The organism is Vreelandella maris (genome assembly GCF_013371085.1).
GTDB classification, from domain to species: Bacteria; Pseudomonadota; Gammaproteobacteria; order Pseudomonadales; family Halomonadaceae; genus Vreelandella; species Vreelandella maris.
The window spans coordinates 36,884-63,219 of record NZ_JABWCV010000009.1; the positions used below are offsets into that span (position 1 = coordinate 36,884).

33 protein-coding genes are annotated in these 26,336 nt (G+C 56.0%); 11 read left to right on the forward strand and 22 right to left on the reverse strand.

Translation table 11 applies throughout. The features are described 5' to 3' along the window. Window positions 1-330 precede the first annotated feature (330 nt). Together cas3f and cas1f are read right to left on the reverse strand one after the other, a co-directional pair. Window positions 331-3,672 (reverse strand): type I-F CRISPR-associated helicase Cas3f, encoded by a 3,342-nt coding sequence (gene cas3f / locus HUO07_RS09460; RefSeq protein WP_176303376.1) that lies wholly within the window; start codon window positions 3,670-3,672, stop codon window positions 331-333. Further along, window positions 3,669-4,655 (reverse strand): type I-F CRISPR-associated endonuclease Cas1f, encoded by a 987-nt coding sequence (cas1f, locus tag HUO07_RS09465; RefSeq protein WP_176303377.1) that lies wholly within the window; start codon window positions 4,653-4,655, stop codon window positions 3,669-3,671. The genes cas3f and cas1f overlap by 4 nt, the downstream gene beginning before the upstream one ends. 157 nt (window positions 4,656-4,812) lie before the next feature. On the opposite strand from cas1f, the gene HUO07_RS09470 reads away from it, so the two are divergent. From HUO07_RS09470 to HUO07_RS09495, 6 genes are all read left to right on the forward strand, one after another. Next, window positions 4,813-5,496 (forward strand): hypothetical protein, encoded by a 684-nt coding sequence (locus HUO07_RS09470; protein WP_176303378.1) that lies wholly within the window; start codon window positions 4,813-4,815, stop codon window positions 5,494-5,496. Window positions 5,497-5,827: 331 nt separating this feature from the next. Next, entirely contained in the window at window positions 5,828-6,562 is a 735-nt protein-coding gene (locus HUO07_RS09475; RefSeq protein ID WP_101147098.1) for a metal ABC transporter ATP-binding protein, read from the forward strand. Further along, window positions 6,546-7,436, forward strand: coding sequence for a metal ABC transporter permease (locus tag HUO07_RS09480; protein WP_176303379.1), 891 nt, complete (start codon window positions 6,546-6,548; stop codon window positions 7,434-7,436). Before HUO07_RS09475 ends, HUO07_RS09480 begins: the two co-directional genes overlap by 17 nt. A 35-nt stretch (window positions 7,437-7,471) precedes the next feature. Then, the gene (locus tag HUO07_RS09485) at window positions 7,472-8,566 is read left to right on the forward strand and encodes a metal ABC transporter solute-binding protein, Zn/Mn family (protein ID WP_176303380.1); all 1,095 of its coding nucleotides are present in this window, start codon (window positions 7,472-7,474) and stop codon (window positions 8,564-8,566) included. A gap of 134 nt (window positions 8,567-8,700) precedes the next feature. Further along, window positions 8,701-9,873: a class C beta-lactamase gene (gene ampC, locus HUO07_RS09490; protein WP_176303381.1), complete on the forward strand. Its 1,173-nt coding sequence runs from the start codon at window positions 8,701-8,703 to the stop codon at window positions 9,871-9,873. Window positions 9,874-10,045: 172 nt separating this feature from the next. Then, window positions 10,046-10,711 (forward strand): cupin domain-containing protein, encoded by a 666-nt coding sequence (locus HUO07_RS09495; protein ID WP_176303382.1) that lies wholly within the window; start codon window positions 10,046-10,048, stop codon window positions 10,709-10,711. Between the two features lie 8 nt (window positions 10,712-10,719). Here HUO07_RS09495 and HUO07_RS09500 read toward each other — a convergent pair whose 3' ends face one another. Then, window positions 10,720-11,088 (reverse strand): DUF6164 family protein, encoded by a 369-nt coding sequence (locus tag HUO07_RS09500; RefSeq protein ID WP_101147103.1) that lies wholly within the window; start codon window positions 11,086-11,088, stop codon window positions 10,720-10,722. A gap of 9 nt (window positions 11,089-11,097) precedes the next feature. Further along, window positions 11,098-11,634 (reverse strand): lactoylglutathione lyase, encoded by a 537-nt coding sequence (gloA, locus tag HUO07_RS09505; protein ID WP_101147104.1) that lies wholly within the window; start codon window positions 11,632-11,634, stop codon window positions 11,098-11,100. A 164-nt stretch (window positions 11,635-11,798) separates the two neighbouring features. Here gloA and thiM point away from each other — a divergent pair, with 164 nt between their 5' ends. From thiM to HUO07_RS09530, 5 genes are all read left to right on the forward strand, one after another. After that, window positions 11,799-12,608 (forward strand): hydroxyethylthiazole kinase, encoded by an 810-nt coding sequence (gene thiM, locus HUO07_RS09510; RefSeq protein WP_176303383.1) that lies wholly within the window; start codon window positions 11,799-11,801, stop codon window positions 12,606-12,608. Beyond that, window positions 12,598-13,221, forward strand: a complete 624-nt coding sequence (thiE, locus tag HUO07_RS09515) for a thiamine phosphate synthase (protein WP_176303384.1) — start codon at window positions 12,598-12,600, stop codon at window positions 13,219-13,221. Before thiM ends, thiE begins: the two co-directional genes overlap by 11 nt. Next, window positions 13,218-14,138 (forward strand): LysR family transcriptional regulator, encoded by a 921-nt coding sequence (locus HUO07_RS09520; protein WP_176303385.1) that lies wholly within the window; start codon window positions 13,218-13,220, stop codon window positions 14,136-14,138. The genes thiE and HUO07_RS09520 overlap by 4 nt, the downstream gene beginning before the upstream one ends. Window positions 14,139-14,202: 64 nt before the next feature. Then, entirely contained in the window at window positions 14,203-14,637 is a 435-nt protein-coding gene (locus tag HUO07_RS09525; RefSeq protein ID WP_101147144.1) for a DoxX family protein, read from the forward strand. A 57-nt stretch (window positions 14,638-14,694) separates the two neighbouring features. Further along, on the forward strand, window positions 14,695-15,432 hold the full coding sequence (locus tag HUO07_RS09530) for a DODA-type extradiol aromatic ring-opening family dioxygenase (protein ID WP_101147109.1): 738 nt from the start codon (window positions 14,695-14,697) through the stop codon (window positions 15,430-15,432). A gap of 8 nt (window positions 15,433-15,440) precedes the next feature. Here HUO07_RS09530 and HUO07_RS09535 read toward each other — a convergent pair whose 3' ends face one another. The 18 genes from HUO07_RS09535 to rplX all read right to left on the reverse strand — a co-directional run bounded on the left by HUO07_RS09535 (window position 15,441) and on the right by rplX (window position 26,326). Further along, window positions 15,441-16,316: a DMT family transporter gene (locus HUO07_RS09535; RefSeq protein WP_232774935.1), complete on the reverse strand. Its 876-nt coding sequence runs from the start codon at window positions 16,314-16,316 to the stop codon at window positions 15,441-15,443. A gap of 131 nt (window positions 16,317-16,447) precedes the next feature. Further along, the gene (locus HUO07_RS09540) at window positions 16,448-17,839 is read right to left on the reverse strand and encodes a D-alanyl-D-alanine carboxypeptidase (protein WP_176303470.1); all 1,392 of its coding nucleotides are present in this window, start codon (window positions 17,837-17,839) and stop codon (window positions 16,448-16,450) included. Between the two features lie 262 nt (window positions 17,840-18,101). After that, window positions 18,102-18,488 carry a 50S ribosomal protein L17 gene (gene rplQ / locus HUO07_RS09545; protein ID WP_008959150.1) on the reverse strand — a complete coding sequence of 129 codons (387 nt, stop codon included), beginning with the start codon at window positions 18,486-18,488 and terminating at the stop codon, window positions 18,102-18,104. A gap of 39 nt (window positions 18,489-18,527) precedes the next feature. Continuing rightward, window positions 18,528-19,523 (reverse strand): DNA-directed RNA polymerase subunit alpha, encoded by a 996-nt coding sequence (locus HUO07_RS09550; protein ID WP_008959151.1) that lies wholly within the window; start codon window positions 19,521-19,523, stop codon window positions 18,528-18,530. Between the two features lie 98 nt (window positions 19,524-19,621). Continuing rightward, on the reverse strand, window positions 19,622-20,242 hold the full coding sequence (gene rpsD, locus HUO07_RS09555) for a 30S ribosomal protein S4 (RefSeq protein ID WP_008959152.1): 621 nt from the start codon (window positions 20,240-20,242) through the stop codon (window positions 19,622-19,624). Between the two features lie 12 nt (window positions 20,243-20,254). Further along, on the reverse strand, window positions 20,255-20,641 hold the full coding sequence (gene rpsK / locus HUO07_RS09560; RefSeq protein WP_007111985.1) for a 30S ribosomal protein S11: 387 nt from the start codon (window positions 20,639-20,641) through the stop codon (window positions 20,255-20,257). A gap of 39 nt (window positions 20,642-20,680) precedes the next feature. Then, complete coding sequence (gene rpsM / locus HUO07_RS09565; RefSeq protein ID WP_007111986.1) at window positions 20,681-21,037, reverse strand: 30S ribosomal protein S13; 357 nt, start codon at window positions 21,035-21,037, stop codon at window positions 20,681-20,683. A gap of 123 nt (window positions 21,038-21,160) precedes the next feature. Next, a complete protein-coding gene (gene rpmJ, locus HUO07_RS09570; RefSeq protein ID WP_008959154.1) occupies window positions 21,161-21,274 on the reverse strand; it encodes a 50S ribosomal protein L36 in 114 nt (37 codons plus the stop codon). Between the two features lie 67 nt (window positions 21,275-21,341). Then, entirely contained in the window at window positions 21,342-22,673 is a 1,332-nt protein-coding gene (gene secY / locus HUO07_RS09575) for a preprotein translocase subunit SecY (protein WP_008959155.1), read from the reverse strand. Further along, complete coding sequence (gene rplO / locus HUO07_RS09580; protein WP_008959156.1) at window positions 22,674-23,108, reverse strand: 50S ribosomal protein L15; 435 nt, start codon at window positions 23,106-23,108, stop codon at window positions 22,674-22,676. It abuts the gene before it with no gap. 3 nt (window positions 23,109-23,111) lie between these two features. Next, window positions 23,112-23,294 carry a 50S ribosomal protein L30 gene (gene rpmD / locus HUO07_RS09585; protein ID WP_008959157.1) on the reverse strand — a complete coding sequence of 61 codons (183 nt, stop codon included), beginning with the start codon at window positions 23,292-23,294 and terminating at the stop codon, window positions 23,112-23,114. A gap of 6 nt (window positions 23,295-23,300) precedes the next feature. Further along, window positions 23,301-23,801, reverse strand: a complete 501-nt coding sequence (rpsE, locus tag HUO07_RS09590; protein WP_007111990.1) for a 30S ribosomal protein S5 — start codon at window positions 23,799-23,801, stop codon at window positions 23,301-23,303. Window positions 23,802-23,812: 11 nt separating this feature from the next. Next, window positions 23,813-24,163: a 50S ribosomal protein L18 gene (gene rplR, locus HUO07_RS09595; RefSeq protein WP_008959159.1), complete on the reverse strand. Its 351-nt coding sequence runs from the start codon at window positions 24,161-24,163 to the stop codon at window positions 23,813-23,815. 9 nt (window positions 24,164-24,172) lie between these two features. Beyond that, window positions 24,173-24,703, reverse strand: coding sequence for a 50S ribosomal protein L6 (gene rplF, locus HUO07_RS09600; RefSeq protein ID WP_101147112.1), 531 nt, complete (start codon window positions 24,701-24,703; stop codon window positions 24,173-24,175). Window positions 24,704-24,712: 9 nt separating this feature from the next. Next, on the reverse strand, window positions 24,713-25,105 hold the full coding sequence (rpsH, locus tag HUO07_RS09605) for a 30S ribosomal protein S8 (RefSeq protein ID WP_008959161.1): 393 nt from the start codon (window positions 25,103-25,105) through the stop codon (window positions 24,713-24,715). A 32-nt stretch (window positions 25,106-25,137) separates the two neighbouring features. Further along, window positions 25,138-25,443, reverse strand: coding sequence for a 30S ribosomal protein S14 (gene rpsN, locus HUO07_RS09610; protein WP_008959162.1), 306 nt, complete (start codon window positions 25,441-25,443; stop codon window positions 25,138-25,140). A 10-nt stretch (window positions 25,444-25,453) separates the two neighbouring features. Next, window positions 25,454-25,993, reverse strand: a complete 540-nt coding sequence (gene rplE / locus HUO07_RS09615; RefSeq protein WP_007111995.1) for a 50S ribosomal protein L5 — start codon at window positions 25,991-25,993, stop codon at window positions 25,454-25,456. Window positions 25,994-26,011: 18 nt separating this feature from the next. Next, the gene (gene rplX, locus HUO07_RS09620; RefSeq protein ID WP_007111996.1) at window positions 26,012-26,326 is read right to left on the reverse strand and encodes a 50S ribosomal protein L24; all 315 of its coding nucleotides are present in this window, start codon (window positions 26,324-26,326) and stop codon (window positions 26,012-26,014) included. Window positions 26,327-26,336: the final 10 nt, after the last annotated feature.

Below are 26,336 nucleotides of genomic sequence, written 5' to 3' on the forward strand. Positions count from 1 at the left end.
GGCCTCAAAATATTATGTTTACATGATAGCCAATCATGCTCAGATTCCTCCTATCTGCTCTGACCCTGCAGATTTGGGTAACGACGATATACGAATGTGTTTCAAGCTAGCCAAGGAGGTGTGCGACCACCCCTTGGCTAAATTGATATTAGGGCACCACTCTAAAATTATCAACCAGTTTATTAATTAGTGTAATTAAAATAGAAAATGACTTTGACTGCCCGTGCCACTACCATATTTTTGTTGCCGCCCAGGCAGCTCAGAAAAGTTTCTTAATCAGAGTAACTTACGCTGCCGCCCAGGCAGCGGGCCGGTGTCTATCACCGGCCTTCATTTACTCCGCCAAAATCCCAGCACCGGGTGATATCCCCAGCGTTGGTTTCTAGCCGAGGCGGTTACCGTGCCGAAGGTGCGAGCGGCGCGATCAAGGGAGATATCCAAGTCTTCTGCCAAGTCAGCCAGGGCTGTTAAATAGTCGTTGGCTCCCCAGGGCTGAATCCGCTCGCCCTGCTCTTTTGTCAGGTCTATCCGCACCAGCAGGCTCTCCTCCACCAGAACGTAGAGCTTTTCACCTCGCCTTGCGCCATCGTCTACGCGGTGTAGTGTCCAGGTTTCTCCTCCCTCATCGGGCAGCAGCGCTAGGGTTATTTCAGGTTCGAGCTGCTTGCGAAATGGGTCACGCTGAATCAATACACCGGTTAAGTGCACCTGTGGTACGGCGTACCAACTATAGGCCCCCAGCGGTGGTGGCTTGGGCTGCTTGCCAAGCCTGATCTCTTTTTTGGTTAACGGTTCGGCGGGCTGTTCGATCATCAGTTGATGCAGCCGCTCATGCTCCAAATCGACGAGACTTTCTTTAGCGTGCAGCACTTCCCGCGCCAGCACGCGCGGGCGGGCATCTATCACCTGGTACTCATCTTTAGTTAACAGCGTGGTAAGTGAGTGGCTATTAAGTTTCCAGGCCATCTTCGTTTCGAAGCCTGGCTTATGAAAAGCGGGCTCATCCGCGCGCTCCAGGTGTTTTAGATTGGTCTCTAGCAGCAAAATATTGGCCACTTCACAGGCCTGCTCGCGGTGTCGGCGCACCCGGCCCGCTAGTTGGATAATTGAGCGCATGGAAGAAGGCTCGACAATGGCCCAGTCATAATCGTGGTCGCGGCCCACTTCGGTGACCGGCGAGCCCAGCACGATAAACAGGTGGTCGTTTTCTTCGCTGCTATCCAGCAGGCGGCGGATATCGGGCTGCTGAAACACGCGCTCGGGCTCGGCCCGTTGCAGCGTTTTATCTAACCGGCGCTCAATCTCCGAGCGCATCACCAACGGGTGGCGCGAGTGGTAAACGCAGAGGTGAATGCGCACACCTTCTGGCGCGCCCTGCTGAAACAGTGCCCTGGCCACATCCACCAAGGGGTCGATATTGGCCATGCGAATCAGACCGAAACTGACGCGCTTGCTGGTGTGGGGGTCAACGGAATGATGCTGCTGGTGCATCGCCAATGCATGTTCGCGTAGCAGCGTTGCAACTGCGGGCCTGATTTCTTCTGGCCGTTTACCCAACGCTGGCAACGCTAAAATATCGCCACTGCGTCGCACCGGGCTGGAGGCTAAGCGCTCTAGCCGGCGCTTGGCAAAAGCCTGATGTGTCGCCTTGAAGGTCTCGCTACTGGCGCAGTTTTCATGTTGGCGGTCGTGCTCGTCGAACCAGGCGCAGCAGATATCGACCGCCAAACCCGGTTCGCCTCGGTGGCGTTGAAAGGCTTCGCGACCGCTGCGGTAGGCTTCATACAACCCTTCGACCAACGCGGGCGGCAAGGTGGCCGATGAAAGCAACACCCGTGATCCCAAAAGTCCCGCCCAATTGACTAACCGGGTAAGCGCGGGCAGGTCGTTGATATCGAAATCGTCGATTTCATCAAGCACTAAGTCGCTGCTCATCAGGCGCAGCATGGGCACGATTTGCCGACCGCCACGCGTGCTTTCCGTGGCGGGCACAAGGTGGTCAACGGTACATACCAAAATAGGTGCGGCGATTAGCGCGCGGGTGCCCGGTTCATCGTTCAGTCGGCGCAGTACGGGGTGGCTATCAAAATTGCCATCAAACACCACGTGGGCGTCTTCTTCGATAAGTGCCTGTTTAGATGCCGAGCCACTGGCTTCGGCCTCTTGCTCGTAGTGCGCAAACAGCGCTTTATTGGCGCTGCCGCCTACGCGCACGGCGAGTTCATCTTCACCCAGATTCAGACGCTCACGAAGGGCTTGACCAGTTTGCAGAGTCAGCGTGCGTAGCCCCAGCGCAATGCTAAAGCGCGCGCCCTGCTGAGGGTCGGCCAGCGCGTACATAATGCGCCCATTCGCCAAGGTTTTACCACAGCCGGTGGATGCCATATTGATGCCAAAGAAGCCCTGGCGCTGGCTGCGCTCTCTAAGCGATTGGGCCAAATCAAAGGCTTTATCCTGCCAGCGAAAGCGCGGGTGACTGCTGCGCTTACGAAAACCTTTATGGCGGGCTAAACGGGGCAAGTGGCTGTCGACGCTAGGCAGCGCACGGGCGACCGCGGCGGCGTGCTTTTCGTCGCCAAGAATATGCTCATCCAATGGCTGATTGGGTTTGCCGGTTTTGCGCACGGTATTGGCAATCAGTGGATAGTTGGACTCACCACGCACTCGATGCAGTGGGTCTTCCAGGCTTGAGTAGTGGTGATCGGCCAGCATTAAACTTAGCCGCGCTAAGTGCATGACGTAGTGACTCTCCAACCAATGGCCATCTTTGACCAGCCGCGCCTGTAACCGCGTGGCAAGCTTTGTGGCGCGTTCCCGCCAGCGTGTTGTGCTAACGGGTAACCCGCCACTAAATTGCCAGTAGGGCGCGATGCGCTTTGGGTCTTGCGTCTCAGGTATTTCGTTCCACTCGGCGCTAATCGACTCAAATAACGCAGGCAGTTGCTCGGCTTGCAGGTTGATCCTTCCACCCCAGCGCCTGGGAGTATCGTTATCGTACGACGGCGGCTTTAACGGCAGTCGATGGTGGCTAAGTACTAGCCAACCAAGCGCAGCGGCAAGCGGCGGCAAATGACTAAACACCGCTGAGGTAGCCTCATCCAGACCATCACGCTCTAACCCCTCCAACCAGGCCTGCTCTTGATAGTCACCTTCGGCCAGGCGCGCCAGCCAAGTGGCATCGTCGTTATTACCCACAAATGCCTGAAACAGGCGTAGCGATATCCACTCATGACGGTATAAGTTGCGGCCTTCCAGCTTGCCCTTAAGCCGTTGCTGAAAGGCGTCGCAAGCTTTTCCCAGGTCGTGCAGTAGCGCAGCTAGAGCGGTGAGCAGGAGAATATCTTCACCGTTATGCCAGTCGTTTTCATCGCTACGACGCAATATATCTCGGGCGGTGGTATTGGTTGGCACTGCGCCATTGATATTAAACCTTGAAGCATCCCCCACTACCCACATCAGCTCGCTATGGTCGTGACCACGAATCCAGTGGCAGGCAACGGCGGTATTCTTGCGGGCTTTTTTACGCAGCAGTTTGCGCAGTGTATCCAGCCCGGCCTGGGTGATCGGCGTTTGCCAGGTGCGGTCGCCCCGGCGTTCGGCAAACTGATCAAGGACGCGACGTGTCTCTTTAAGGGCGTTTTTATTGCACTGGGAAATCAGCAGCACGTTCATGCTTCGCCACTCCCCGACTCTTGCCCTAGCTCTTGGGCAACTTCCTTGAGTGTATCAATCATAAAGTCGAGGGATTCGGTGCGGGTTAGGCGCTCAATGCAGGCTTGGCGAAACTCTTGCTCTTCGTCACCACGCATGGCGGAAATAAACGCCTGGGGCAGAATCACCGCATCTTTTACCAAGTCGGCTACATCAAACACCAGCCCGCCCCGGCGGGTTTTGCCGTGGAGTACCGCCAGCCCGTGAGGAATCCCCAGCACCCAGGTGGCGGTCGCCGCCAGGCCGTAGGCAAGGTAGTTGCCGTGATCAAGAAAGCGGTTGGCAGGGTCAGTGCCCGAGCCGCGTTTGGCACGGGTGAAGTCCCCGTAATCAACGGCACTCACCGCCAGCTTAAACAGCGTTTTGGTTAAACGTGCTTCCAAGGTGAGCAGATCAACCGTGCTGGGGGCTTTTTTGATCGCTTCGCGATGGTGATTAAGTGCGCTGTGCAGGTGATCGGTGGAAATACTAAAGCCTGCGTCTTTCATCACGCGGCTTGTCCACAGGGCTTCGATACGGGCAAGGCGTGCTTGCTGAAACGCGCGGGCGGCATCCAGGCGTTTTATATCATCAAACCAGAAGCGCACCCAGTACTGCAGGTACTCCGTGGGTCGGTACTCGCTCTGCGGGGTCAACCAGGCAACGTCTACATCCACCTCATTGGCCGCAAATAGTGGTGTGCCGCCGCCACCGCAAAACCCGACTAAGACACCTGCTTTGGCAAGCTCGCGCATGGCGGCCTGGGTAATCGAGGTGCCAGTGCCCAACAGTATCGAGGTGGTATTGGCAATGGGAATGTTCCAGTAGCGGGATTTGCTGCCTTCATCGGTGACGTACTCTACGCGGCCTCCATTCACCAACACCCGGCAGTGCTGCAGGTAATAGAGGTTAGCGCGCTTGGAGTGAAGAATGGTTTTTAAGTCATTGGGCGAAAAGTCATCCATGCGGCACTCCTGGTTATCGTCTCTCCTCATCTAATCATTCTTTATGAGCAAACACCATGAACCTTAGTCATACTTCGCTTCGCGTTATTCCACGCTAGCCAGCCGCGAACGCCGTGCTACGCTTAGCGCTATTGATCCCGTTAATAGGCACTTCCTTATGCATGCTTTTCGTCTTCTCTCCGCGCTGGTTACGACGCTGATGATCACCCTGCCTGTCTCTTTGCAGGCCCACGCACAAACCCAGGCTCAGCCGGGCGGGCAGTGGAGTGAGTACGATGATGTGTTTGAGGATGGCGCGCGCCATGCGCATATTTGGCAGTGGGGCTGGACGGGCATTTACGGCACTAGCCTGGCGGTGAATGCGTACCAGTCGAGTGAGGCGAACGACCCGGATGACCGTTTTGATGCGCGAGTGGGGGTGGTGAAATCTGCGCTGGCGCTGGGCGGTATGCTGACCGACCGCCAGCCGCACCCGGCGGCGTTGGCCGAATATGAGCGGTTGAAAGCCAGCGGCGAGCTAAGCGGTGTGCAGGCGTTGGGCTTACAGCTTGCCCAGGCGGAACGTGAGCGGCGCGGCTGGGGCGCTCGTGTGGGCTCATTGGTGGTTAATGGTGTGGCGGGGGCGGTGATTGCTGCCGATGGTCGTGAAAGCGATGGCGCCATCAACTTCGCAACGGGCATGCTGGTCAACGAGCTGCAAATTTGGACACAGCCGAATCAGGCGACCTCTGCGATTAATCGCTTTCAGCCCGCTACTCTAGCGCTGGGTCCGATGACTATTCCTGGTGAATATGTACTCCATGTGGGGCCGCAACAGCTTGGTGCTACCTGGCGCTACTAGGTTTTTACGTAAACTGCCTGCGCCACTCTCCCCCACTTATTTGTGACTCTAAAAAGCGCTGTCGGCGGTTTTCGGCTAGCGCTTTTTCGTTGTCAGCGCGGCATTAACGCGTAAAATATTCAGCAATTTTTTGGCTTTGCCAAATGTTATGTTATAACCTATTTGAAATTACACGAGGCCGCTTGATGAGTGAGCATACGCACCGCCATAACAAGGAAGGTCCTTGTCACTTCTCCTTGATGTCGTTATCGGCTGTTAAACGGCTGTTGTTTGTCACCGTGCCGTTGTTGATGCTTTGGTGTTTGGTGGTTTGGGCTGGTGGGTGGCTAGGATGAGTCAGCGCTCTTTATCACGCTGTCAGTTGCATAACCTGCATTTGGCTCAAGCGCGCCGCACGGTGCTTGAACACCTTGAGGGCGACTTTCAACCGGGCGCGATTACGGCGCTGATCGGCGCTAACGGGGCCGGTAAAAGCACGTTGATTCAGGCGATTATGGGTGAACTTCGGCCGATTAACGGTGAAGTGGTCTGTACGGTGCCAAAAGAGCGCCGGGCGTGGCTGCCCCAGCAGTTGGCGTTAGACTTGACCTTCCCGATGAGCGTGGAAGAGCTGGTGATGACTGGCAGCTGGCCCAGCCACGGCGCGTTAACCGGCTACTGTGCAGCGCACTATCGCAAGGGTCGCGAGATCATGGCGCGGCTGGGTATTTCGCATCTGGCTCACCGCCCCTTGGGCGAGCTTTCCGGTGGCCAGCGCCAGCGCGCACTGATCGGTCGCACACTGATGCAGGAAGCCGAACTGCTGCTGCTTGATGAGCCGTTTGCCAACGTGGATAGCGAGACCGTGGATATTTTGATACGCATCCTGCGCCAGATGGCGGACGACGGCGCGACGATTATTGTCGTGCTCCACGATATGGATCACCTGCAACGCTTGGCCGATGAAGTGTTGATGCTAAACGGCGGCCATGGCCGTTGGGTCGCGCCGAGTGCGCTTACTGATCACCATTCACCTGCGCAAGTGGTGCCGTTTACTCTGGGAGGTCGTCATGCTGGATCTGCTTAATGCGTGGCTGATCAGCCCCTTCGATTATGGCTTTATGCGCCGCGCGGTGGTGGGTGGCTTGGCGCTTTCGCTGGCCGCCCCGCCGCTGGGAGTGTTTTTGGTGCTGCGCGGCATGAGCCTGATTGGCGACGCCATGGCCCACGCGATTCTGCCGGGCGTTGCGCTGGGGTTCCTGCTGGCAGGGTTTTCGCTGCCGATCATGAGTATTGGCGGGGTGCTGTTTGGCTTAATGGTCGCGCTGCTGGCGGGGGCGGTCTCAAAAATGGGCGGCCAACGCGAAGATGCCGCCATGGCGAGCTTCTTTATCATTTCGCTGGCCGCCGGTGTCATGCTGATTTCGATTGGTGGCAGCAGTGTAGATCTTACTCATGTGCTGTTTGGCTCGATATTGGCAATCAACTCCACCGCGCTGCTACTGATTGCGGGCATCAGCACGCTGATTGTGGTGACGCTGGCCATCGTGTTTCGCGCATTGGTGGTGGAGTGTTTAGACCCGCTGTTTTTACGCGGCCAAAGCCGCCGCAGCGGTTGGGTGCACAGTGTGTTTTTGGGGTTACTGGTGCTGAACTTAACCGCTGGCTTTCAAACCCTGGGCACGCTAATGGCGGTGGGCTTGATGATGCTGCCTGCTACCTCCGCGCGCTTTTGGAGTAAACGGCTTGAGGGGTTGATCGGCATCGCGATTGTACTGGCCATGGTGGCGAGTACTGGCGGCCTGCTGCTCTCGTTTCATCTGGATATTCCTTCTGGCCCGAGCATTATCCTGCTGGCCGGGGTGGGGTATCTGTTTTCGGCCCTGTTTGGTCGCTATCACAGTTTGGCAGCCAAGCTGCGGCGTAAGACAACGCCATTGGCCGTGGAGCAAGGGTCTTAATCGTCCCTATTTATACTTATCGTAAGGAGTGTTGCATGTCGCTTGCCTATTTATCCTATCGGCCGTCGCGCTGGTTAGTGGGTGTTTCCGCCTTGCTGGCACTGCCTGTCGCTATCGCTGATGAACGCGTTCAGGTGGTGACCAGCTTCTCGATACTGGCGGATATGGTGGAAAACGTAGGCGGCGAGCATGTTGAGGTGACCTCGCTGGTGGCTGCCGACGGCGATGCCCACGTTTACTCCCCCAGCCCCGGCGACGCCCGCTCTCTAGCGAACGCGGATTTGGTGGTGTTCAACGGCCTGCTGTTTGAGGGCTGGATGGAGCGTTTGATTAGCGCCAGCGATTATTCAGGTGCACTGGTCACCGCGACGGATGGCGTTGAACCACTCTCTTTCGCTGAGCATGAAGACCATGACGAGCACGGCCATGAGGAACATGGGCATGACCAGCACGCTCACGAAGAGCAGGATCATGAAGAGCATGGGCATGACGACCACGCCGATCACGACCATGGTAATGAAGACCCGCATGCCTGGCAGGATATGCAGCAAGCCGAGGTGTATGTCGCCAATATTCGTGACGGTTTAATCGCCGCGGATGCCGATAACGCCGATGCTTACCGCGCCAATGCGGAGCAGTATTTACAGGAAATGGCCGAGGTAGACGCCGAGATTCGTGCGCTAATTGATGAGATTCCGGCTTCCACTAGCGTGATTACCGGGCATGACTCCTTTGGCTACTTTTCCAGCGCTTACGGGGTGAACTTTCTCTCTCCGGTGGGGCTTTCGACCGAAGCCGACCCCAGTGGCGCCAGCATGGCCGCGCTAGTGGATGTGATTGCGCAGGAGAACGTGCAGGCGCTGTTTCATGAGAACATGACCAATCAGTCGATCATCAACCAGCTAGCCGAAGAGACCGGCCTGCCGATCGCCGGTACACTTTACGCCGATGCATTGACCGCAGAAGGCGAAGCCAGCACTTACCTGGGCATGATGCGCCACAATGCCCGTGTGCTGCATGATGCGTTAGCAGAGCCCGGATATATAAAGCCCGGTCATGACGATCATGAGCGTGACCACGATGACCATGACCATGACCATGACCATGACCACAGTGAGCATAATCACTAAGCAGATAGGGTTATAAACGCTGCTCACGTCGTGATAGATATGAGCAGCCATATCACCAATCATCTTTATCACGCTCTTTGCGGCTGGCCATACCCCTAACTTACTTGCCGCACCCACTACCACAGGATCTTGGTATGCGTAAGTTAGTAGCGGTAACAACCTCCTTTCTCATGACGAGTTCACTCCTGTTCGGCAGCGCTGCCTGGGCGCTTGAAAGAGCGGATAGCGACGCAGTTGAAGCGCTGGTGAACGAGACTATCGCCCCACTGATGGATGAGCATCGTATTCCAGGCATGGCGGTCGCGCTGAGCATCAACGGCCAGCAGCACTACTTTCATTATGGCCTCGCCAATCAAGAAGCGGGGATTCCGGTCGCCGATGAGACGCTGTTCGAGCTGGGCTCCATCAGTAAGATTTTCACTGCGGCGTTAACAGGCTACGCGCAGGCCAGCGGAGCGCTTTCGCTTTCCGACTCGGCCAGCGAGTACCTGCCTGCCCTTGAAGGCAGTGCCTTCGATGAGATCACATTGCTGGAATTGGGCACTTACACCGCGGGTGAACTGCCGCTGCAGTTTCCCGAGGCGGTAAACAACGAAGCGGCAATGGTCGACTACTATCGCCAGTGGCAGCCTGAATCCACGCCTGGCAGTCATCGGCTCTACTCCAACCCGAGCATAGGGCTGATGGGGTATTTAACCGCCCAACGTCTCGGAAAGCGTTATGCAGCATTGATGGAGGAACATCTCTTTTCACCGTTAGGGCTTGACCACAGTTTTTATCAGGTGCCTGAAGCACAGCAGGCGCACTACGCTTACGGTTACTCGAAAGAAGATGAGCCGATTCGGGTGAACCCCGGCGTATTGGATGCTCAGGCTTACGGCTTGAAATCAACTGCTGCAGATGTGCTCACTTTTGTGGAAGCCCACATGAATGACTCAGCGCTGGAAGCCCCCCTACGCCAAGCCCTGACTGCCACGCGCACGGGATACTTTGAGGTCGGAAATATGACCCAGGGCCTGGGCTGGGAAAGCTACGCCTACCCAGTAACGCTTGAGCAACTGCTGGCAGGTAACTCACTTGAGATGATATTAGAGCCCAACCCTGCCAACCGCTTAACGCCCCCTTTAGTCCCTCGGCAAGAGGCGCTTTATAACAAAACCGGCTCAACCAACGGCTTTGGCGGTTATGTGGCTTTTGTGCCCAGCGAGCAGATCGGCATTGTGATGCTGGCTAACCGTAACTACCCCAATGGTGCCCGCATAGAAGCAGCACACCAACTTGTTACCGCACTGGCAGAAGCCCACTGAGTCTCTCTCGCTTAGCGCCTCTCTTGTTTAAAACAGTCTAATGCCGCCGTTGGCGGCATTTTTTATGGCATCATCGCTAAGATCAAACAACCTAAAGTTGCATTTTTCGCTGTCAATAAGGAGACTATTACTCCTCCCCGATACTTACCTTCACTGCGAAGAGCCCTTTCCCATGCGTCTAAACGCCGATTTTAGCCACTTTGCCTGTGTTACCCCGGAAGAGTATCAGTGGGTCGATTCCCCCAGTGCGGGGGTCGAGCGCATGATGTTTGACCGAATTGGTGATGAAGTTGCCCGTGCCACCAGTCTTGTTCGCTACGCGCCTAATACGCAGTTTGAGCGGCATACCCACGGCGGCGGCGAAGAGATCCTGGTGTTGGAAGGCGTGTTCGCCGATGAGCATGGGCGCTACCCAGCCGGCAGCTACTTACGAAACCCCATCGGTACCGGCCACACGCCACAGATTGGCGAGGAAGGCGCGCTGATTTTTGTCAAACTGCACCAGTTTGACCCCAACGACACGCTCCAGCTGGCGGTACCTGCGCATCGGCTTCCCTGGCAGCCGGATCGTCGCCCGCGCATTGCCTACAAGATGCTGCACACCTACAAGCAGGAACGCACCAGCCTGGAACGGTGGTCGGCGGGCACCTCCATCACTTACCCCACGCTGCTGGGCGGCCTGGAGTTTTTGATTCTTGAAGGCAGCCTAAGCGATAGCGAACAGAGCTACACAGCGGGCACGTGGTGCCGCTACCCCAGCGGCGCGGCACCGGCATTAACCGCTGGTGATGATGGCGTGATGATGTACCTTAAGCGCGGCCATCTGCCGCCCGCATAGCTTAGTGCTTAGCTTCGTGATAAGCCCAGAAACGGCAGCAGCGTAAGAGCCGCAATAAGCCCCACGGCTAACAGCACCAGCACCACCTGCAGCGGGTGAGCGGCCAAGCGATGCCACAATGTTTCCGCGTCGCCCCGCTCAACCGCTGCTTGATGCTCACGCTGGACGCGGTCAAGGCGCTCCGCCTGATAGGCGTCTAGCGCGGCGATAGCCGCATCATGCTGATGTGGATTACGTAGCCAGATAGCATCGACCCCCAGGCGGAAAAAGCCCGCCTGGGTTTCATAGGTATCAAAGCCATGGTCGGCCAACAGGTCACGCACTTCCATGGCCTCTTCGTCGGTAACGTGGCGCAGCCGGAACAGTAGTTCAGCCATTGGCGTGCCTCATGCGTCGCTTTTACCCGCCATCAGGTCTGCCTGAATTACTTCGATCCAGTAGCCATCCGGGTCTTTAACGAAGATAACATCCTTCATCTTGCCCTGATCAGCGCGTTTTACGAAGGTGACGTCGTGCTCGTCAAACCATGCCTGTGCCGCTGCCAAATCCGGCACGTTAAAGCAGATGTGCCCAAAGCCCTGGGGCTCGGCATTGCCATCGTGATAGGCGAAATCTTCCTGGTTTTCAGTCCCCCAGTTGTGGGTCAGTTCCAACAGCCCCTTCTGGCTAAACGTCCATACGGTACGCGCGTCAGTCTCTTCCGGCACGCTGTCGCTCGGCTCTACGTTGGCTAAAAAGTAGAGCGAGAACTGCATCTCTTCGAAATCCAGCCGCCGCAGTACCTGCATGCCAAACACTTTTGAGTAGAACGCCAGCGCCCGCTCGGGGTCTTTGACCCGCAGCATGGTGTGGTTTAAACGGAATCCTTGGGTTTGAGGCGGTGTATCGACGACACCAGGATGCTGCTCACCTTGAAAACTCATCTAACTCTCCTTTGCAAAATTGGCCTTATCCACAAGGCTATAATCTTTCACCACCTTGTGTCAGCACAAGGGCTGGATAATCGTTAACATGGTGGCATAAACCGCTATCAATAATCCCTTTGTCAATGCGTTGCCGCTTAACGCCACCACGACAGGAAGACGCTATGCCCTTACCCCCGCTTGGCGATTATCTTGAAACGCTGCGCACAGTGACGCCGTTGGTACACTGCATGACTAATTACGTTGCCATGAACAGCACCGCGAATGTGCTGTTAGCCACCGGTGCGTCGCCAGCGATGCTGCATGCCCCTGAAGAAGTGGCTGAGTTCACCGCCATTTCCGCGGGGCTGTCGATTAATATAGGCACTATTTCCTCTCACTGGGCTGATGCCATGCTGACCGCTACGGCAACTGCGAGCCAGCATGCCATTCCTTGGGTGTTAGACCCCGTCGCGGTGGGGGCCACGCGTTATCGACAAACCCTCTGCGCGAAGCTGCTGGCCGCTCAACCAAGCGTGATTCGTGGCAATGCGTCGGAAATCCTCGCCCTTAAGGGCCTAACCAGCCAAGGCCGCGGCGTCGACTCGACTGCCGCCACTGAGCAGGCTGAGGAGGCAGCGGTAGCACTGGCACAACAACATGGCTGCATTGTGGCAATGACCGGGAAGACCGACTGGGTGACAGACGGCACACAGCATTATCGCATTAGCGGTGGTCACCCATTGATGCCTCGCGTCACGACCTTAGGCTGTGGGCTAAGCGCGCTAGTCACAGCGTTTGTTGCCACCCACCATGAAACCACATTGGCAGCTACCGCCGCCGCGCTGGGCTGCTTTGCCATCGCTGGCGAGCGTGCGGGTAACGCTGCGCAGGGGCCAGGTAGTTTCCAAGTAGCACTGCTGGATGCTCTTTACCAACTTACCCCCAACGACCTTACGACTCATACACAGTGGGAGGCGATTCATGGCGCTTGATCTATCGCTTTATTTGGTGACTGACGCTGCGCTGTGTAGCGATTATGGCTTGGAGCAGACGGTTGAAGCAGCGGTAAACGGTGGCGTCACTGTTGTGCAACTGCGCGATAAACATGCCAGCGATGCGCACATGACGGCCCAGGCCAAACGACTAAAAGAGCTACTGGCCGGAACCGGCGTGCCGCTCATCATTAACGACCGTTTACAGGTAGCGCTAGAGAGTCAGGCAGATGGCCTGCATGTCGGTCAGAGCGATGCCGCTGTTCAGGAAGCACGCCGAGCGCTAGGTGAACAGGCGATTATTGGCCTGTCGATCAATACCCTCGCTCAGCTCCAAGCGGCGCCCATGGCGTTAATTGATTACGTTGGCATTGGGCCCGTGTTTGCAACAGTGAGCAAACAGGACCACGCCCAGCCTATCGGCTTTGGCGGCTTGGCTTCGCTGGTCAAAGCGTGCCCACTGCCCAGCGTGGCGATTGGTGGGTTGAAAGCTGAGCATGCCATTAGTGTGCAGCGGGCGGGAGCGAACGGATTAGCGGTGATTTCAGCCATTTGCGGCCAACCCGATCCTTTCCAGGCGGCACGCGCCTTTCAGGTCGCTGCTGCGTCATGAACCAAATAGAGCATATCGTTGCTTTCGTGCGAGTCGCCGAGCTGGGTAGCTATACCCGGGCAGCTGAAGCACTCGATATTTCGCGTACCCGCGTGTCGCGTCAGGTCATGGCACTGGAGGAGGCACTCGGGGCGCGACTGATACAGCGCACTACGCGTCGCCTGCATCTCACGGAAGCAGGAGAGCGCTATTTAATGCGCGCCCAGGGTGTGCTGCAAGCGCTCGATGAAGCCGCTGCTGAAGTTGGCCAAGGTACCAGCGATGTGCGCGGCCGTTTACGCGTAAATGGGCCCATGAGTTTTGGTACCCGCTACTTAACGCCACTCGTCACCCAGTTTATGCTTGCCCACCCGGCGCTTGACGTGCGCCTGGACCTTAATGACCGTCGCGTTGATCTACTTGAAGAGGGTTATGACGTGGCGATCCGTATCGGCAGCCTGCCCGACTCCAGCCTGGTGGCACGCCGCCTGACCCGCTGCCGTTTGCTGTTTTGTGCCTCCCCTGAGTATCTTGCCACCCACGGCGAACCCGTTAGCGTTAACGACCTTAATGAGCACCGCTGCCTGCGATATCGTAGTGGCCAGCAGAGCGCTGACTGGCAAATTGCTACGCAGTCTTTGACGGTTAATGGCCCACTGGAGAGCAATAATGGTGATGTACTGACCCAGGCTGCTGAAGCGGGCTTAGGCATCGCACAACAGCCCAGTTTTCTGGTCACGGAGAGTATTGTCAGCGGGCGGTTAGTGCCGATTTTAACCGACGAGCCCGCGGTGCGGCTCGACGTTCACGCGCTCTACCCTGCCCGGCGGTATCTGCCCGCCAAGGTGGAGCGCTTTATCGATCTGCTTACCGAGGCGTGGGGAGATCCACCTATTTGGGAACAGGCGATTGGATTGTCGCCTATTACGCAACAGTGATGTGCATAACGCGCTGATTATCTCACCCTGGCCTAGCTGTAAAGTAGCTCCATCAACCACACAGATGGAAGCTCCTCAAATGACGACTCAATCATCACTTACGGCCACTCCCTCTCTACAGCCTTATGCTATTACGCTTCTGCGCATCAGCCTCGGCGTTATGGCCCTCGCTCACGGTTTGCTCAAAGTGTTGGTATTTACCGTACCGGGTACGGTCGGCTATTTTGAGTCACTGGGTTTGCCGGGGGTCTTAGCCTACTTAACCATTGCTGCTGAAGTGGGCGGTGGGATAGCCCTTCTGCTCGGCGTATACACCCGCTGGGTAAGCCTAGCACTGGTACCGGTATTGCTGGGTGCCGCTTGGGTACACTTGGGTAACGGTTGGATGTTCTCGAATGCTGGTGGCGGTTGGGAATTCCCGGTGTTTTGGACGCTGGCCCTCATTACTCAAGCTGGTTTAGGAAGTGGTCACTGGGTGTTAAACCGTCGCTTCGCCTAACCTCATCACCGGCGCTTGCTCCACCGCAAGCGCCGGTACTACCGTGGAGATCTACCCATGTTACCTAGTCTATTTATTTCCCATGGTTCACCCATGCTGGCGCTGAATAAAACATCTGCCCATACGTTTCTGCGTGAACTTGGCAGTCAGCTCTCGCCTAAAGCGGTGGTAGTGGTTTCGGCGCACTGGGAGAGCAGCGAGCTACAGGTCAGTAGCAGCGCCAAACCGAAGACGATTCACGATTTTGGTGGCTTTCCGCAGGCGCTTTTTGATTTGCAATATGCCGCCCCTGGCGACCCTGAACTGGCTGAACGGCTGGCCGTGTTGTTGGGCGCCAAACCGGTAGAGCGCGGCTTCGACCATGGCGTTTGGGTGCCGCTCTCGCTAATGTTTCCAGACGCTAATGTACCTGTCGTTTCATTATCGCTGCCGGTGCGCTGGAGCAGTGCGCAGCTTGCGGCACTCGGTGAACAGTTATCGGTACTTCGGGATGAGGGCATTTTGGTTATCGGCTCGGGCAGCCTGACCCATAATCTATATGAACTGATGGCGCAAGATAGCCCAATGCCCGGTTGGGTAGATGAATTTGCGCGCTGGGTACACGATCACCTGATCGCCAATGACCGTGAGGCGTTGCTAAATTGGGAGAACGCCCCTAGCGCGCGGAAGAATCACCCCACGCCAGAGCACTTTCAACCCTTGCTGGTCGCGATGGGCGCTGGCGGTAACGCCACCCAGCTACACAACAGCGTGGAACACGGCGTACTGGCGATGGACGTTTACCAGTTCGCTTAAGCGTACTGCTAGGCAGTAGGGCGGCGTTTAAGGGTGGTGCGGCGGTCGTGATACGCCACCGCTAAGCCGCTGCCCATGATCAAGGCGCTGCCTACCCACACCCAGAGGTCGGGCATTTCCCCCCAAAACCACCAGCCGAGAAGCACTGCCCAGAGCATCGCGGTGTAATCAAACGGGGCGGCAATGGCGGCTGGCGCGTACCGAAACGCCAGGGTAATAAAGGCGGTCGCCGCAACACCGAAGATTCCAGAAGTGAAAAAACCGACCCAGTGCCAGGGCTGGGGGGGTTGCCATACCCATGGCAGCGTTAAGCCGGTTACCACGAGTGGCACAAAAGTCATATAAAACAGCATTGCCCATAAGTGTTCACGGGCGCCGTAGCGACGTGCGGTAATCATCATCAACGCATAAAAGAGCGCCGCGGCGACCAGCACCAGCGCGCCTAGCTGGAAGGCATCACCGTTAGGGCGAACCACAATCAGCACACCCACAAACCCGACTAACGAGGCGATCAGTACCGGTGGGTCGATACGCTCTCCTAGCAAGGGCACCGACAGGAGGGTGACAAATAACGGTGCCACAAAGGCGATTGCCGTCGCTTCCGCCAGGGGCAACAGCGTTAATCCCCAGACGAAACAGACCATGGTGGCGGTATAGATCAATCCACGCAGCAAATGAACGCCTGGGCGTTTCGTCCGTAGTTTGCGTAAACCACCCGCAAAATGGGCAAGCAGCGCAATCATTGGTAGCGAGACTAAAGCACGGAAAAAAATAATCTGCAGCGGCGAATGTGTCTCGCCTAACCACTTGGAAACGGCGTCTCCCAGGGCGAGAAAAAGAACCCCCATACACATGCAGAGTATGCCCTTCAGTGAGGTGGTCACCGCTCTCTCCTTAGTTGTTGTTAGCCGGTAATCGCCAGCCAATTGCTTAAAAGCAAAAACCCCGCCCAATAACGAGTGGCGGGGTGATACGCACTTGGGTCAGCGCTTGAACCAACGCCAGCTTAACCAGCTTACAAGCTGGCGTTAACGACCATACAGTCCATCCCCTGGGAGTGTAGTTCGCGACACGCCTGGCGGGCGCGCTGTTCATCCAACGCCATTAAGCGGGCGCGGTAAACCGGGTTCTGGCCCTCTACGGTGTCGATAGCCACACGACCACCTAAACTTTGTGCAATACGCTGAGCCGCCTGTTGCGCCAATTGACGAGCCTGGGCCTCCTGGCTAAAGGCGCCTACCTGAACTCCCCAACCGCCGCCTGTTTCATTGACAGAAGCAAGCTGACGTTCGCGCTCAATAAAGGCCTGCAAAGGGTCGGGCTGCGGCATCTCGCTTTCAGGCGTGGGGCGCTGAACGCTGGTTATATCGGCCAGCTGTTCTTCAAGGTCCACGGCGGGCGTTGAAGCGGCAGTGTTCGCGGAGGGCGAAAGCGTAGTCGTTTCCACGACGGCCAATAGCGGCTGACGTGGTTCAGGTGTTGGTGGGGAAACCGGCTGAGCGGGAGGGGCAAAGGCCATAAACTCTTGTGAAAAGGTGGTGTCGGCCACCCAGCTACGTTGATCACGTAGCGAAGCTCGCAAGAAGCTGCGGTCTAGCAAATTGGCCATATGGGTATCACGCGACTGAGATGAAAAACCGCCCATCACCACTGCCACTAATCGCCGATTGCCGCGCACTGCGGTGGTCGCCACATTAAAACCAGACGCTCTAATAAATCCGGTTTTCAGCCCATCAGCGCCAGGATAATCACGCACCAGACGGTTGTGGCTGGTATGCCGTGTGCCGCGGTAGGTAAATTCCTGGAGACCGAAGTAGTGGTAGTACTGAGGGAAATCCTGCATTACGCGTACTGAGAGCGTCAACATATCCCGTGCGGTGGTGACTTGGCCGTCATCAGGCAAGCCAGAAGCATTGCGGAAGGTGGTCGCGTGCATGCCGAGCTCGCGCGCCTTGGTGGTCATCATCTGTGCAAAACGCGCTTCGCTACCGCCTAGTGCTTCGGCAACCACCGCGGCAACATCATTAGCCGAGCGAACCGCTAGCGCACGTATGGCCGTGTCGACGGGGATAGAACTACCTGCAGCAAGCCAGAGCTTGACGGCTGGCTTTGCTGCTGCAAAACGGGAAACCGGCAAGGGCTGATCTAAACGCAACGTGCCCGCTTCCAGCGCTTCAAAGGTCAAATACAGGGTCATCATTTTGGTCAGCGAGGCAGGGTAACGCTGATCGTCAACATTTTCAGCGTAGAGGACTTCGCCATTATCCAAATCCACCACAATGCCTGCATAGCGTGGATTGTCGGCGTGAGCATTGGAGACCATTGCCAGCATGAGCAGCAAAACCACACTCAATGACCATACCGCTGATGCACCGCCAACGGCGATCTGTTTTACCCTCGCATACATACCTGCCCCTTGCTTGTTATCAACGTACTGTGACTGATCCATGGCCTCACTACCATGCCATACTCAAGGTGCAACGCAAGGCTTTCCCTGCTCTGCACGGCCATGCTAGGTACTTTTAATAATAAGCTGAGTATATACGGAGTTAGGCTTAGAAAAAGAGAAGTTACATGCGTATCAAAAGAAGATAAATATATGCCATAAAAAAACCGACCCACTGAGGGGTCGGTTTTCGATTGCTACTAAAGAAACCTAGCGCAGAGGATTACTCTTCTGCAGCGGCTTCTTCAACAACCGGACGGTCAACTAGCTCAACGAACGCCATAGGCGCGTTGTCGCCGGTGCGGAAACCGCACTTAAGAATACGGACGTAACCGCCCGGACGCTCGGCATAACGCGGACCTAGTTCGTTGAACAGTTTGCCGACGGCTTCTTTAGAGCGCGTGCGGGCAAATGCCAAACGACGGTTTGCAACGCTATCCTGCTTAGACAAGGTGATCAGCGGCTCGATAACGCGACGCAGCTCCTTGGCTTTAGGCAGGGTTGTCTTAATGACTTCATGCTCGACCAGCGAGACAGACATGTTCTTGAACATGGCCTGACGATGCGAGCTGGTGCGATTCAGATGACGACCACTCTTACGATGACGCATGGTTGTAATTCCTTACCAAACTGGGACTCAAGTCGACGCTCACGCGGAGGCTTTGTCGTCCTTCAGGCTTGCCGGTGGCCAATTTTCCAACCGCATGCCAAGGGACAAGCCGCGAGCCGCCAATACGTCTTTGATTTCATTCAAAGATTTCTTACCGAGATTCGGTGTCTTCAACAGCTCAACTTCTGTGCGCTGGATAAGATCACCGATGTAATAAATATTCTCGGCTTTTAGGCAGTTCGCGCTGCGAACGGTCAACTCAAGATCGTCTACGGGGCGCAATAGAATTGGATCAACATGATCCTCTTCCTCTTCGACTTCCTGTTCTTTATCAGCTTCCAGGTCGACGAAGGCGGCCAGCTGCTCTTGCAGGATGGTCGCACTGCGACGGATAGCCTCTTCCGGATCCAGGGTACCGTCGGTTTCCAGATCGATAATTAGCTTATCGAGATCGGTGCGCTGCTCAACACGAGCGGCTTCAACCGAGTAAGAAACACGGCGGACAGGGCTGAAGGTGGCATCCAGCTGCAGGCGGCCAATGGCACGGGTCTCTTCATCAGAGCCACGCGCGTCAGCCGGTTCGTAGCCACGACCCAGCGCTACCTTAAGCTGAATTTTCAGCTCGGCACCTTCATTGACATGAGCAATGATGTGGTCCGGGTTGACGATTTCGACGCTATGATCAAGCGCAATGTCGCCAGCGGTGACGACGGCTGGGCCCTGCTTGTTCAGCGTGAGCACCGCCTCATCGCGGCTGTGCATCTTGATCGCAACATCTTTCAAGTTCAGGAGGATTTCAATGACATCTTCCTGCACCCCTTCGAGCGCACTGTATTCATGCTCGACGCCAGCAATTTCAGCCTCTACCACGGCACAGCCGGGCATAGACGAAAGCAGAATGCGACGCAGTGCATTCCCCAGGGTGTGACCAAAGCCACGCTCGAACGGTTCGAGCACGATTTTGGCGTGATGTGCGCTGATTTCTTCGACCTTGATGTCGCGAGGACGTAGAAACTCTGTCACTGAACGCTGCATATGAACACCTTTCAGGCTGCCAAACGGATACTTGGTACTCGGTACGACTTGGCGCGGGCGTTACACCCGCACCAGGTTGACAAGAAACAGAAAACTGCTTACTTGGAGTACAGCTCGACGATCAGGTTTTCGTTGATGTCGGCAGACAGGTCACCGCGTTCAGGCAGAGCCTTGAAAGTGCCTTCCATCTTCTTGGCGTCGATTTCGATCCAAGCGATATCGCCACGGTTGGCCGCAATGGACAACGCGCTTTGAATACGTGCTTGGTTTTTCGCCTTTTCGCGAATGGAAACAACGTCACCCGGCTTCACTTGATAGGAAGCTACGTTAACGGTGCGGCCGTTCACGGAAATCGCCTTGTGGCTGACCAGCTGACGCGCTTCAGAGCGAGTCGAGCCGAAGCCCATGCGGTAGACGACATTATCCAGTCGGGATTCGAGCAACTGCAACAATACTTCACCAGTCGCGCCTTTCAGGCGAGCGGCTTCTTTGTAGTAGTTACGGAACTGTTTTTCGAGTACGCCATACATGCGACGTACTTTTTGCTTCTCGCGAAGCTGCAAGCCGTAGTCTGAAAGACGTTGACGACGCTGGCCGTGTACACCCGGGATTTGCTCGGATTTACACTTTTTCTCGAAGGGAGTCACACCACTCTTCAAAAAGAGGTCGGTGCCTTCACGACGAGACAGTTTGCACTTCGGTCCAATATAACGAGCCATGAATCTGTCTCCTTAAACGCGGCGTTTCTTCGGCGGACGGCAGCCATTATGGGGAATGGGCGTCGCGTCTACGATGCTTTGCACGCGGAAGCCGGCGGCATTCAGTGCGCGCACGGCGGATTCACGACCGGGTCCTGGACCTTTAACCAGTACGTCTACGTTTTTCACACCATACTCGGCTGCAGCAGTTGCTGCACGTTCGCTTGCCACTTGAGCAGCGAACGGGGTGCTCTTGCGAGAACCACGAAAACCCGAACCACCGGCAGTCGCCCAAGAAAGAGCGTTGCCCTGGCGGTCTGTGATCGTCACGATCGTGTTGTTAAAAGAGGCATGGATATGCGCAATCGCGTCCACTACCTGCTTTTTAACCTTTTTACGGTTACTACGCGGGTTAGCCATGTTGATGTCTATTCCTGTCTTTACGCCAGAACGTGCGTGTTATTTGCGGATCGGCTTACGCGGGCCCTTACGGGTGCGCGCGTTAGTCTTAGTCCGCTGACCACGCAGCGGAAGACTACGACGATGACGCAGACCACGGTAGCAGCCTAAGTCCATGAGACGCTTAATGTTAAGCGTGACATCACGACGAAGGTCGCCTTCTACGGTGTACTTGCCAACTTCAGAACGCAGGGTGTCGACTTCTTCAGAAGACAGGTCCTGGATCTTGGCATTCATGGCAATACCGGCTGCTGCACAGATGTGCTCAGCACGGGTACGGCCAATCCCGAAGATATAGGTCAGCGAGATCGCCGCATGCTTGTTGTCCGGGATATTGACGCCTGCAATACGGGCCATCAGCTTACTCCGAAATTTGAGCGGCTTGCTCGTTTATTCATCTACAAAAGGCGCAACAGCATACCCCTTTTAGCGCCCTAAGGCAAGGGGTATGCTGGCACCGCTTAATACAACCCAGGGGGATTAACCCTGGCGTTGTTTGTGCCGTGGTTCGCTGCAGATGACGCGGACAGCGCCATTGCGACGAATGATCTTGCAGTTACGGCACATTTTCTTTACGGAAGCTCGAACTTTCATCGATCTTTCTCCAAAAACCGGCTCGCGGCACGCCCCCCTCACTAACTTAATAGGGGTGAGCGGCGCCTCAGCGCATGATACCGCCGCTACCGTAGCCTTTCAGGTTGGACTTCTTCATCACTGAGTCATACTGATGCGACATGAGATGCGATTGCACCTGGGCCATGAAGTCCATGATGACCACGACTACGATTAACAACGAGGTACCGCCGAAGAAAAACGGCACGTTCCACGCCACAATCAAGAACTGGGGCATCAAGGAAACCGCAGTGATATACAAGGCACCGAACAAGGTTAGACGTGTCATGACCTTGTCGATATAGCGAGCGGTCTGCTCGCCGGGGCGAATGCCCGGCAGGAAAGCGCCTGACTTTTTAAGATTGTCAGCCACATCCTTGGGGTTGAAGACCAGCGCTGTGTAAAAGAAGCAGAAGAATACCACTGCCGCCGCGAAAAGCAAGATGTAAAGCGGTTGACCTGGGCCTAATGCCTGAGATGCACGCTGCAACCACTCCATACCTTCACCGGCACCTACCCACTGACCAATAGAGGCCGGAAAGAGCAGAATACTGGAGGCAAAAATCGCCGGAATAACGCCGGCCATGTTGACCTTCAAAGGCAGGTAGCTACTTTGCCCTGCATACATCTTATTGCCCACTTGACGCCGGGGGTAGTTAACTTTGAGGCGGCGTTGACCGCGTTCAATGAAAACCACGAAGGCGACAGTCGCAATACCTAACACTGACAGCGCTAACAGCGGCAGAACATTCCAGGCCCCTTCATTACGGGCAAGCTCAAAGGCTTGACCCACGGCACTGGGTAGTCCAGCGACAATACCGGCGAAGATCAGCAACGAAATACCGTTGCCAATGCCCTTCTCGGTAATCTGCTCACCTAGCCACATCATAAACACCGCGCCTGATACAAACGTAATCACGGCGGTGAAGTAGAAGCTAAAGTCAGCACTGTACGCGATGCCTTGGCTAGCCAGACCGACGGACATGCCGGTAGCCTGGACAAACGCCAGTATCACCGTGCCGTAGCGGGTGTACTGGCTAATCTTGCGGCGGCCAGCCTCACCCTCTTTCTTGAGCTGTTCAAGATGAGGGGAGACCGCAGTCATGAGCTGCATGATAATCGACGCCGAAATATAGGGCATGATGCCCAGGGCGAGAACACTCATGCGCTCCAGGGCGCCACCCGAGAACATGTTAAACATGCCTAGGATGGTACCCTGTTGCTCCCTAAACAAGGCAGCAAGCTGGTCAGGATTGATACCGGGAACGGGAATGTGGGCACCAATACGGTACACCACGATGGCGAGGAGCACGAAGCGCAAACGCGCCCACAGTTCACTCAGACCGCTGCCCATCGCCGGCATTTTTCCTGACTTGGCCATTTAGTCCTCTACCTTGCCGCCAGCGGCTTCGATCGCTTCACGGGCACCTTTGGTGACCTTGATTCCGCGAACGGTAACCGCCGTTTTCAATTCGCCAGAAAGGATGATCTTCGCGTGTAGCGTAGAGTCCTTCAGCACGTTGGCTTCTTTCAAAGATGCCATGGTGACTTCACCACCGGCAACTTTAGCAAGCTCAGCCAGGCGTACTTCTTCAGAGACCAGAGACTTTGCAGACGTAAAGCCGAATTTCGGCAAACGACGCTGCAAAGGCATCTGACCGCCTTCGAAACCAGGCTTAACACTGCCACCACTACGTGATTTCTGACCTTTGTGACCACGGCCACCGGTCTTACCAAGACCGGAACCGATGCCACGACCCACACGCTTTGCAGCGTGTTTGGAGCCCGGAGCCGGGCTTAGGTTATTGAGTTTCATGGATTACTCTCCCTCAACGCGCACAAGGTAAGTTACCTTGTGGATCATGCCGCGTACGGCAGGGGTGTCTTCCAGTTCAACCGTATGACCGATGCGACGCAGGCCCAAGCCTTTCATAGTAGCCTTGTGCTTGGGCATAATGCCGATGGTGCTGCGGATCTGGGTAACCTTGATCGTTGCTGCCATGGTGCCTTACCCCGTGATCGCTTCGACAGACAGACCGCGCTTGGCGGCCACGTCTTCCGGTGCTTGCATGGAGGAGAGACCTTTAACAGTCGCTCGCACCACGTTAACCGGGTTGGTGGAACCGTAGCACTTGGCCAGTACGTCGTGGACACCGGCAAGCTCTAGTACAGAGCGCATGGCGCCACCGGCGATGATACCGGTACCTTCGGAAGCCGGCTGCATGTACACCTTGGAAGCACCGTGACGGGCTTTTACCGGGTACTGCAGCGTGTGGCCAGCGAGGTTCACCTTGACCATGTTGCGACGAGCTTGATCCATCGCTTTCTGGATTGCGACAGGCACTTCACGCGCCTTGCCACGACCGAAACCGACACGACCTTTACCATCACCAACGACGGTCAGTGCGGTGAAGCCGAAAATACGACCACCCTTGACCACCTTGGCGACGCGGTTGACCTGCACTAACTTCTCTTGCAGATCACCGCTTTGCTGTTCGTTCTTCGCCATCGTAAAACCCTTTAGAATTCCAGGCCGCCTTCACGTGCGGCGTCGGCCAGCGCCTTGACGCGGCCGTGATACTTAAAGCCAGCACGGTCGAAGGCCACCTGGGTGATGCCTGCTTCTTTAGCGCGTTCGGCAATCAGTGCACCTACTTTAGAGGCGGCATCTGAGTTACCGGTCGCACCCTCGCGCAGTGCTTTATCCAGCGTAGAAGCACTGGCTAGCACTTTGCCACCATCCGGCGAGATAATCTGCGCATAGATGTGACGCGGGGTACGGTTGACGCACAGGCGATACACGCCCAGCTCGCGGATCTTCGCGCGAGCGCGGCGGGCACGACGGAGACGAGATTCTTTCTTCGCGTTCATAACCCTGCCTTACTTCTTCTTGGCTTCTTTGCGACGCACCTGCTCGTCGGCGTACCGTACACCCTTGCCTTTATACGGCTCGGGCGGACGGAAAGCGCGGATTTCCGCGGCGCACTGACCGAGCTGCTGCTTGTCCGCGCTTTTCAGCACGATCACGGTGTTCTTCGGCGTTTCCGCTGAGACACCTTCAGGCAGTTCGTAGTCGACCGGGTGCGAGAAGCCCAGTGAAAGATTGAGCGTCTGGCCCTTAGCTTGGGCACGATAACCGACGCCAACAATTTCGAGAGTTCGTGTAAAACCCTCGGATACGCCCGTTACCAGGTTCTGAACTAAGGCGCGGGTAGTACCGGCCATTGCCCAGCTCTTGGCAGACTCACTCGGGGCGAAGGTCAGCTGGCCATCTTCTTGATTAACCACTACATCAGAGTGGATCGTCATAGATAGCGTGCCCTGGCCGCCTTTGGCGGTCAGCTGGTCGGCATTGATTTTAATGTCAACACCGGCAGGCACTTTAACCGGATATTTCGCTATGCGGGACATTCCAGCCTCCTAGAATACGGTGCAGATGACTTCGCCACCGACACCCGCTTGGCGCGCGGCACGATCGGTCATGACACCCGTTGACGTGGTGACAATCGCGATACCGAGACCATCGGCGACCTTAGGCAAGTTGTCCTTACCCATGTAACGGCGCAGGGACGGCTTGGAAACCCGCTGAATATGCTCAATGACCGGCTTACCCTCAAAGTACTTGAGAGTGATGGTTAGCTCAGGCTTAACACCTTCGGCAACCGTAAAGTCGGCAATGTAGCCTTCTTCCTTTAGCACTCGGGCCACTTGTACTTTCAGCTTGGAGGACGGCATGGTAGCCGTCTCCTTGGTGGCCATCTGCGCATTGCGGATACGGGTAAACATATCCGCCAGAGTGTCTTGCATGCTCATTTAATGTGCGCTCCTGATGATACTACGTGGCGTTACCAACTGGACTTTTTAAGACCAGGAACGTCGCCACGCATGGCGGCTTCACGCAGCTTGTTACGGCCGAGGCCGAACTTGTTGTAAAAACCGTGCGGACGACCGGTGATACGGCAGCGGTTACGCTGACGTACCGGGCTTGAGTCACGCGGCAATTGCTGCAGCTTCAGCGTCGCCTCGAAGCGGTCTTCCTCAGACGTGTTCACATCTGAGATGATTTTCTTAAGCTCTGCGCGCTTGGTGGCATACTTTGCCACCAGCTGCGTACGCTTAAGCTCACGCTCTATCATACTTTTCTTAGCCATGATCCAACCCTTATTTCTTGAAGGGGAAGTTCAGTGCGGTTAGTAGCGCACGACCTTCCTCGTCGGTTTTGGCGGTAGTAGTGATAGTGACGTCCAACCCTCGGATACGATCGATCTTATCATACTCGATCTCCGGGAAGATGATCTGCTCACGCACACCCATGGAGTAATTGCCGCGACCGTCAAAAGACTTCGGGTTAAGACCACGGAAGTCACGCACGCGGGGAATCGCGATGTAAACCAAGCGGTCCAGGAAGTCCCACATGCGCTCAGCGCGCAGGGTCACCTTAATACCGATTGGCCAACCTTCACGTACCTTAAAGCCCGCGATGGACTTACGTGCCTTGGTCACCAACGGTTTTTGACCAGAGAGCTTCTCTAGATCGCCGATGGCATTGTCAATCAACTTTTTATCGTTGACTGCTTCGCCGATACCCATGTTCAGAGTCACTTTCGTGATCCGGGGTACCTGCATAACGTTGGCATAGCTGAACTCTTCTTTGAGTTGAGCTGCTACCTCGTTTTGATAACGTTCTTTCAAGTTCGCCATTTTGCTACCCGACTCGCGTTAGGCGTCGATCTGCGTCTGCGTCGACTTGTAGATACGTACCTTGGTACCGTCTTCCTTCACTTGGAAGCCGACGCGATCCGCCTTACCGGTCTCCGAATTGAAGATGGCTACGTTGGACGCGTGAATCGGAGCCTCACGCTCGACGATACCGCCCTGATTTCCCGCCATGGGATTTGGCTTGGTGTGACGTTTAATCATGTTCACACCGGACACCAAGAAGCGGTTTTCTAATACCCGCTTAACGGTGCCACGTTTGCCTTTATCCTTCCCGGCGATGACGATGACTTCATCGTCACGTTTGATCTTTTGCATATCCGCCTCG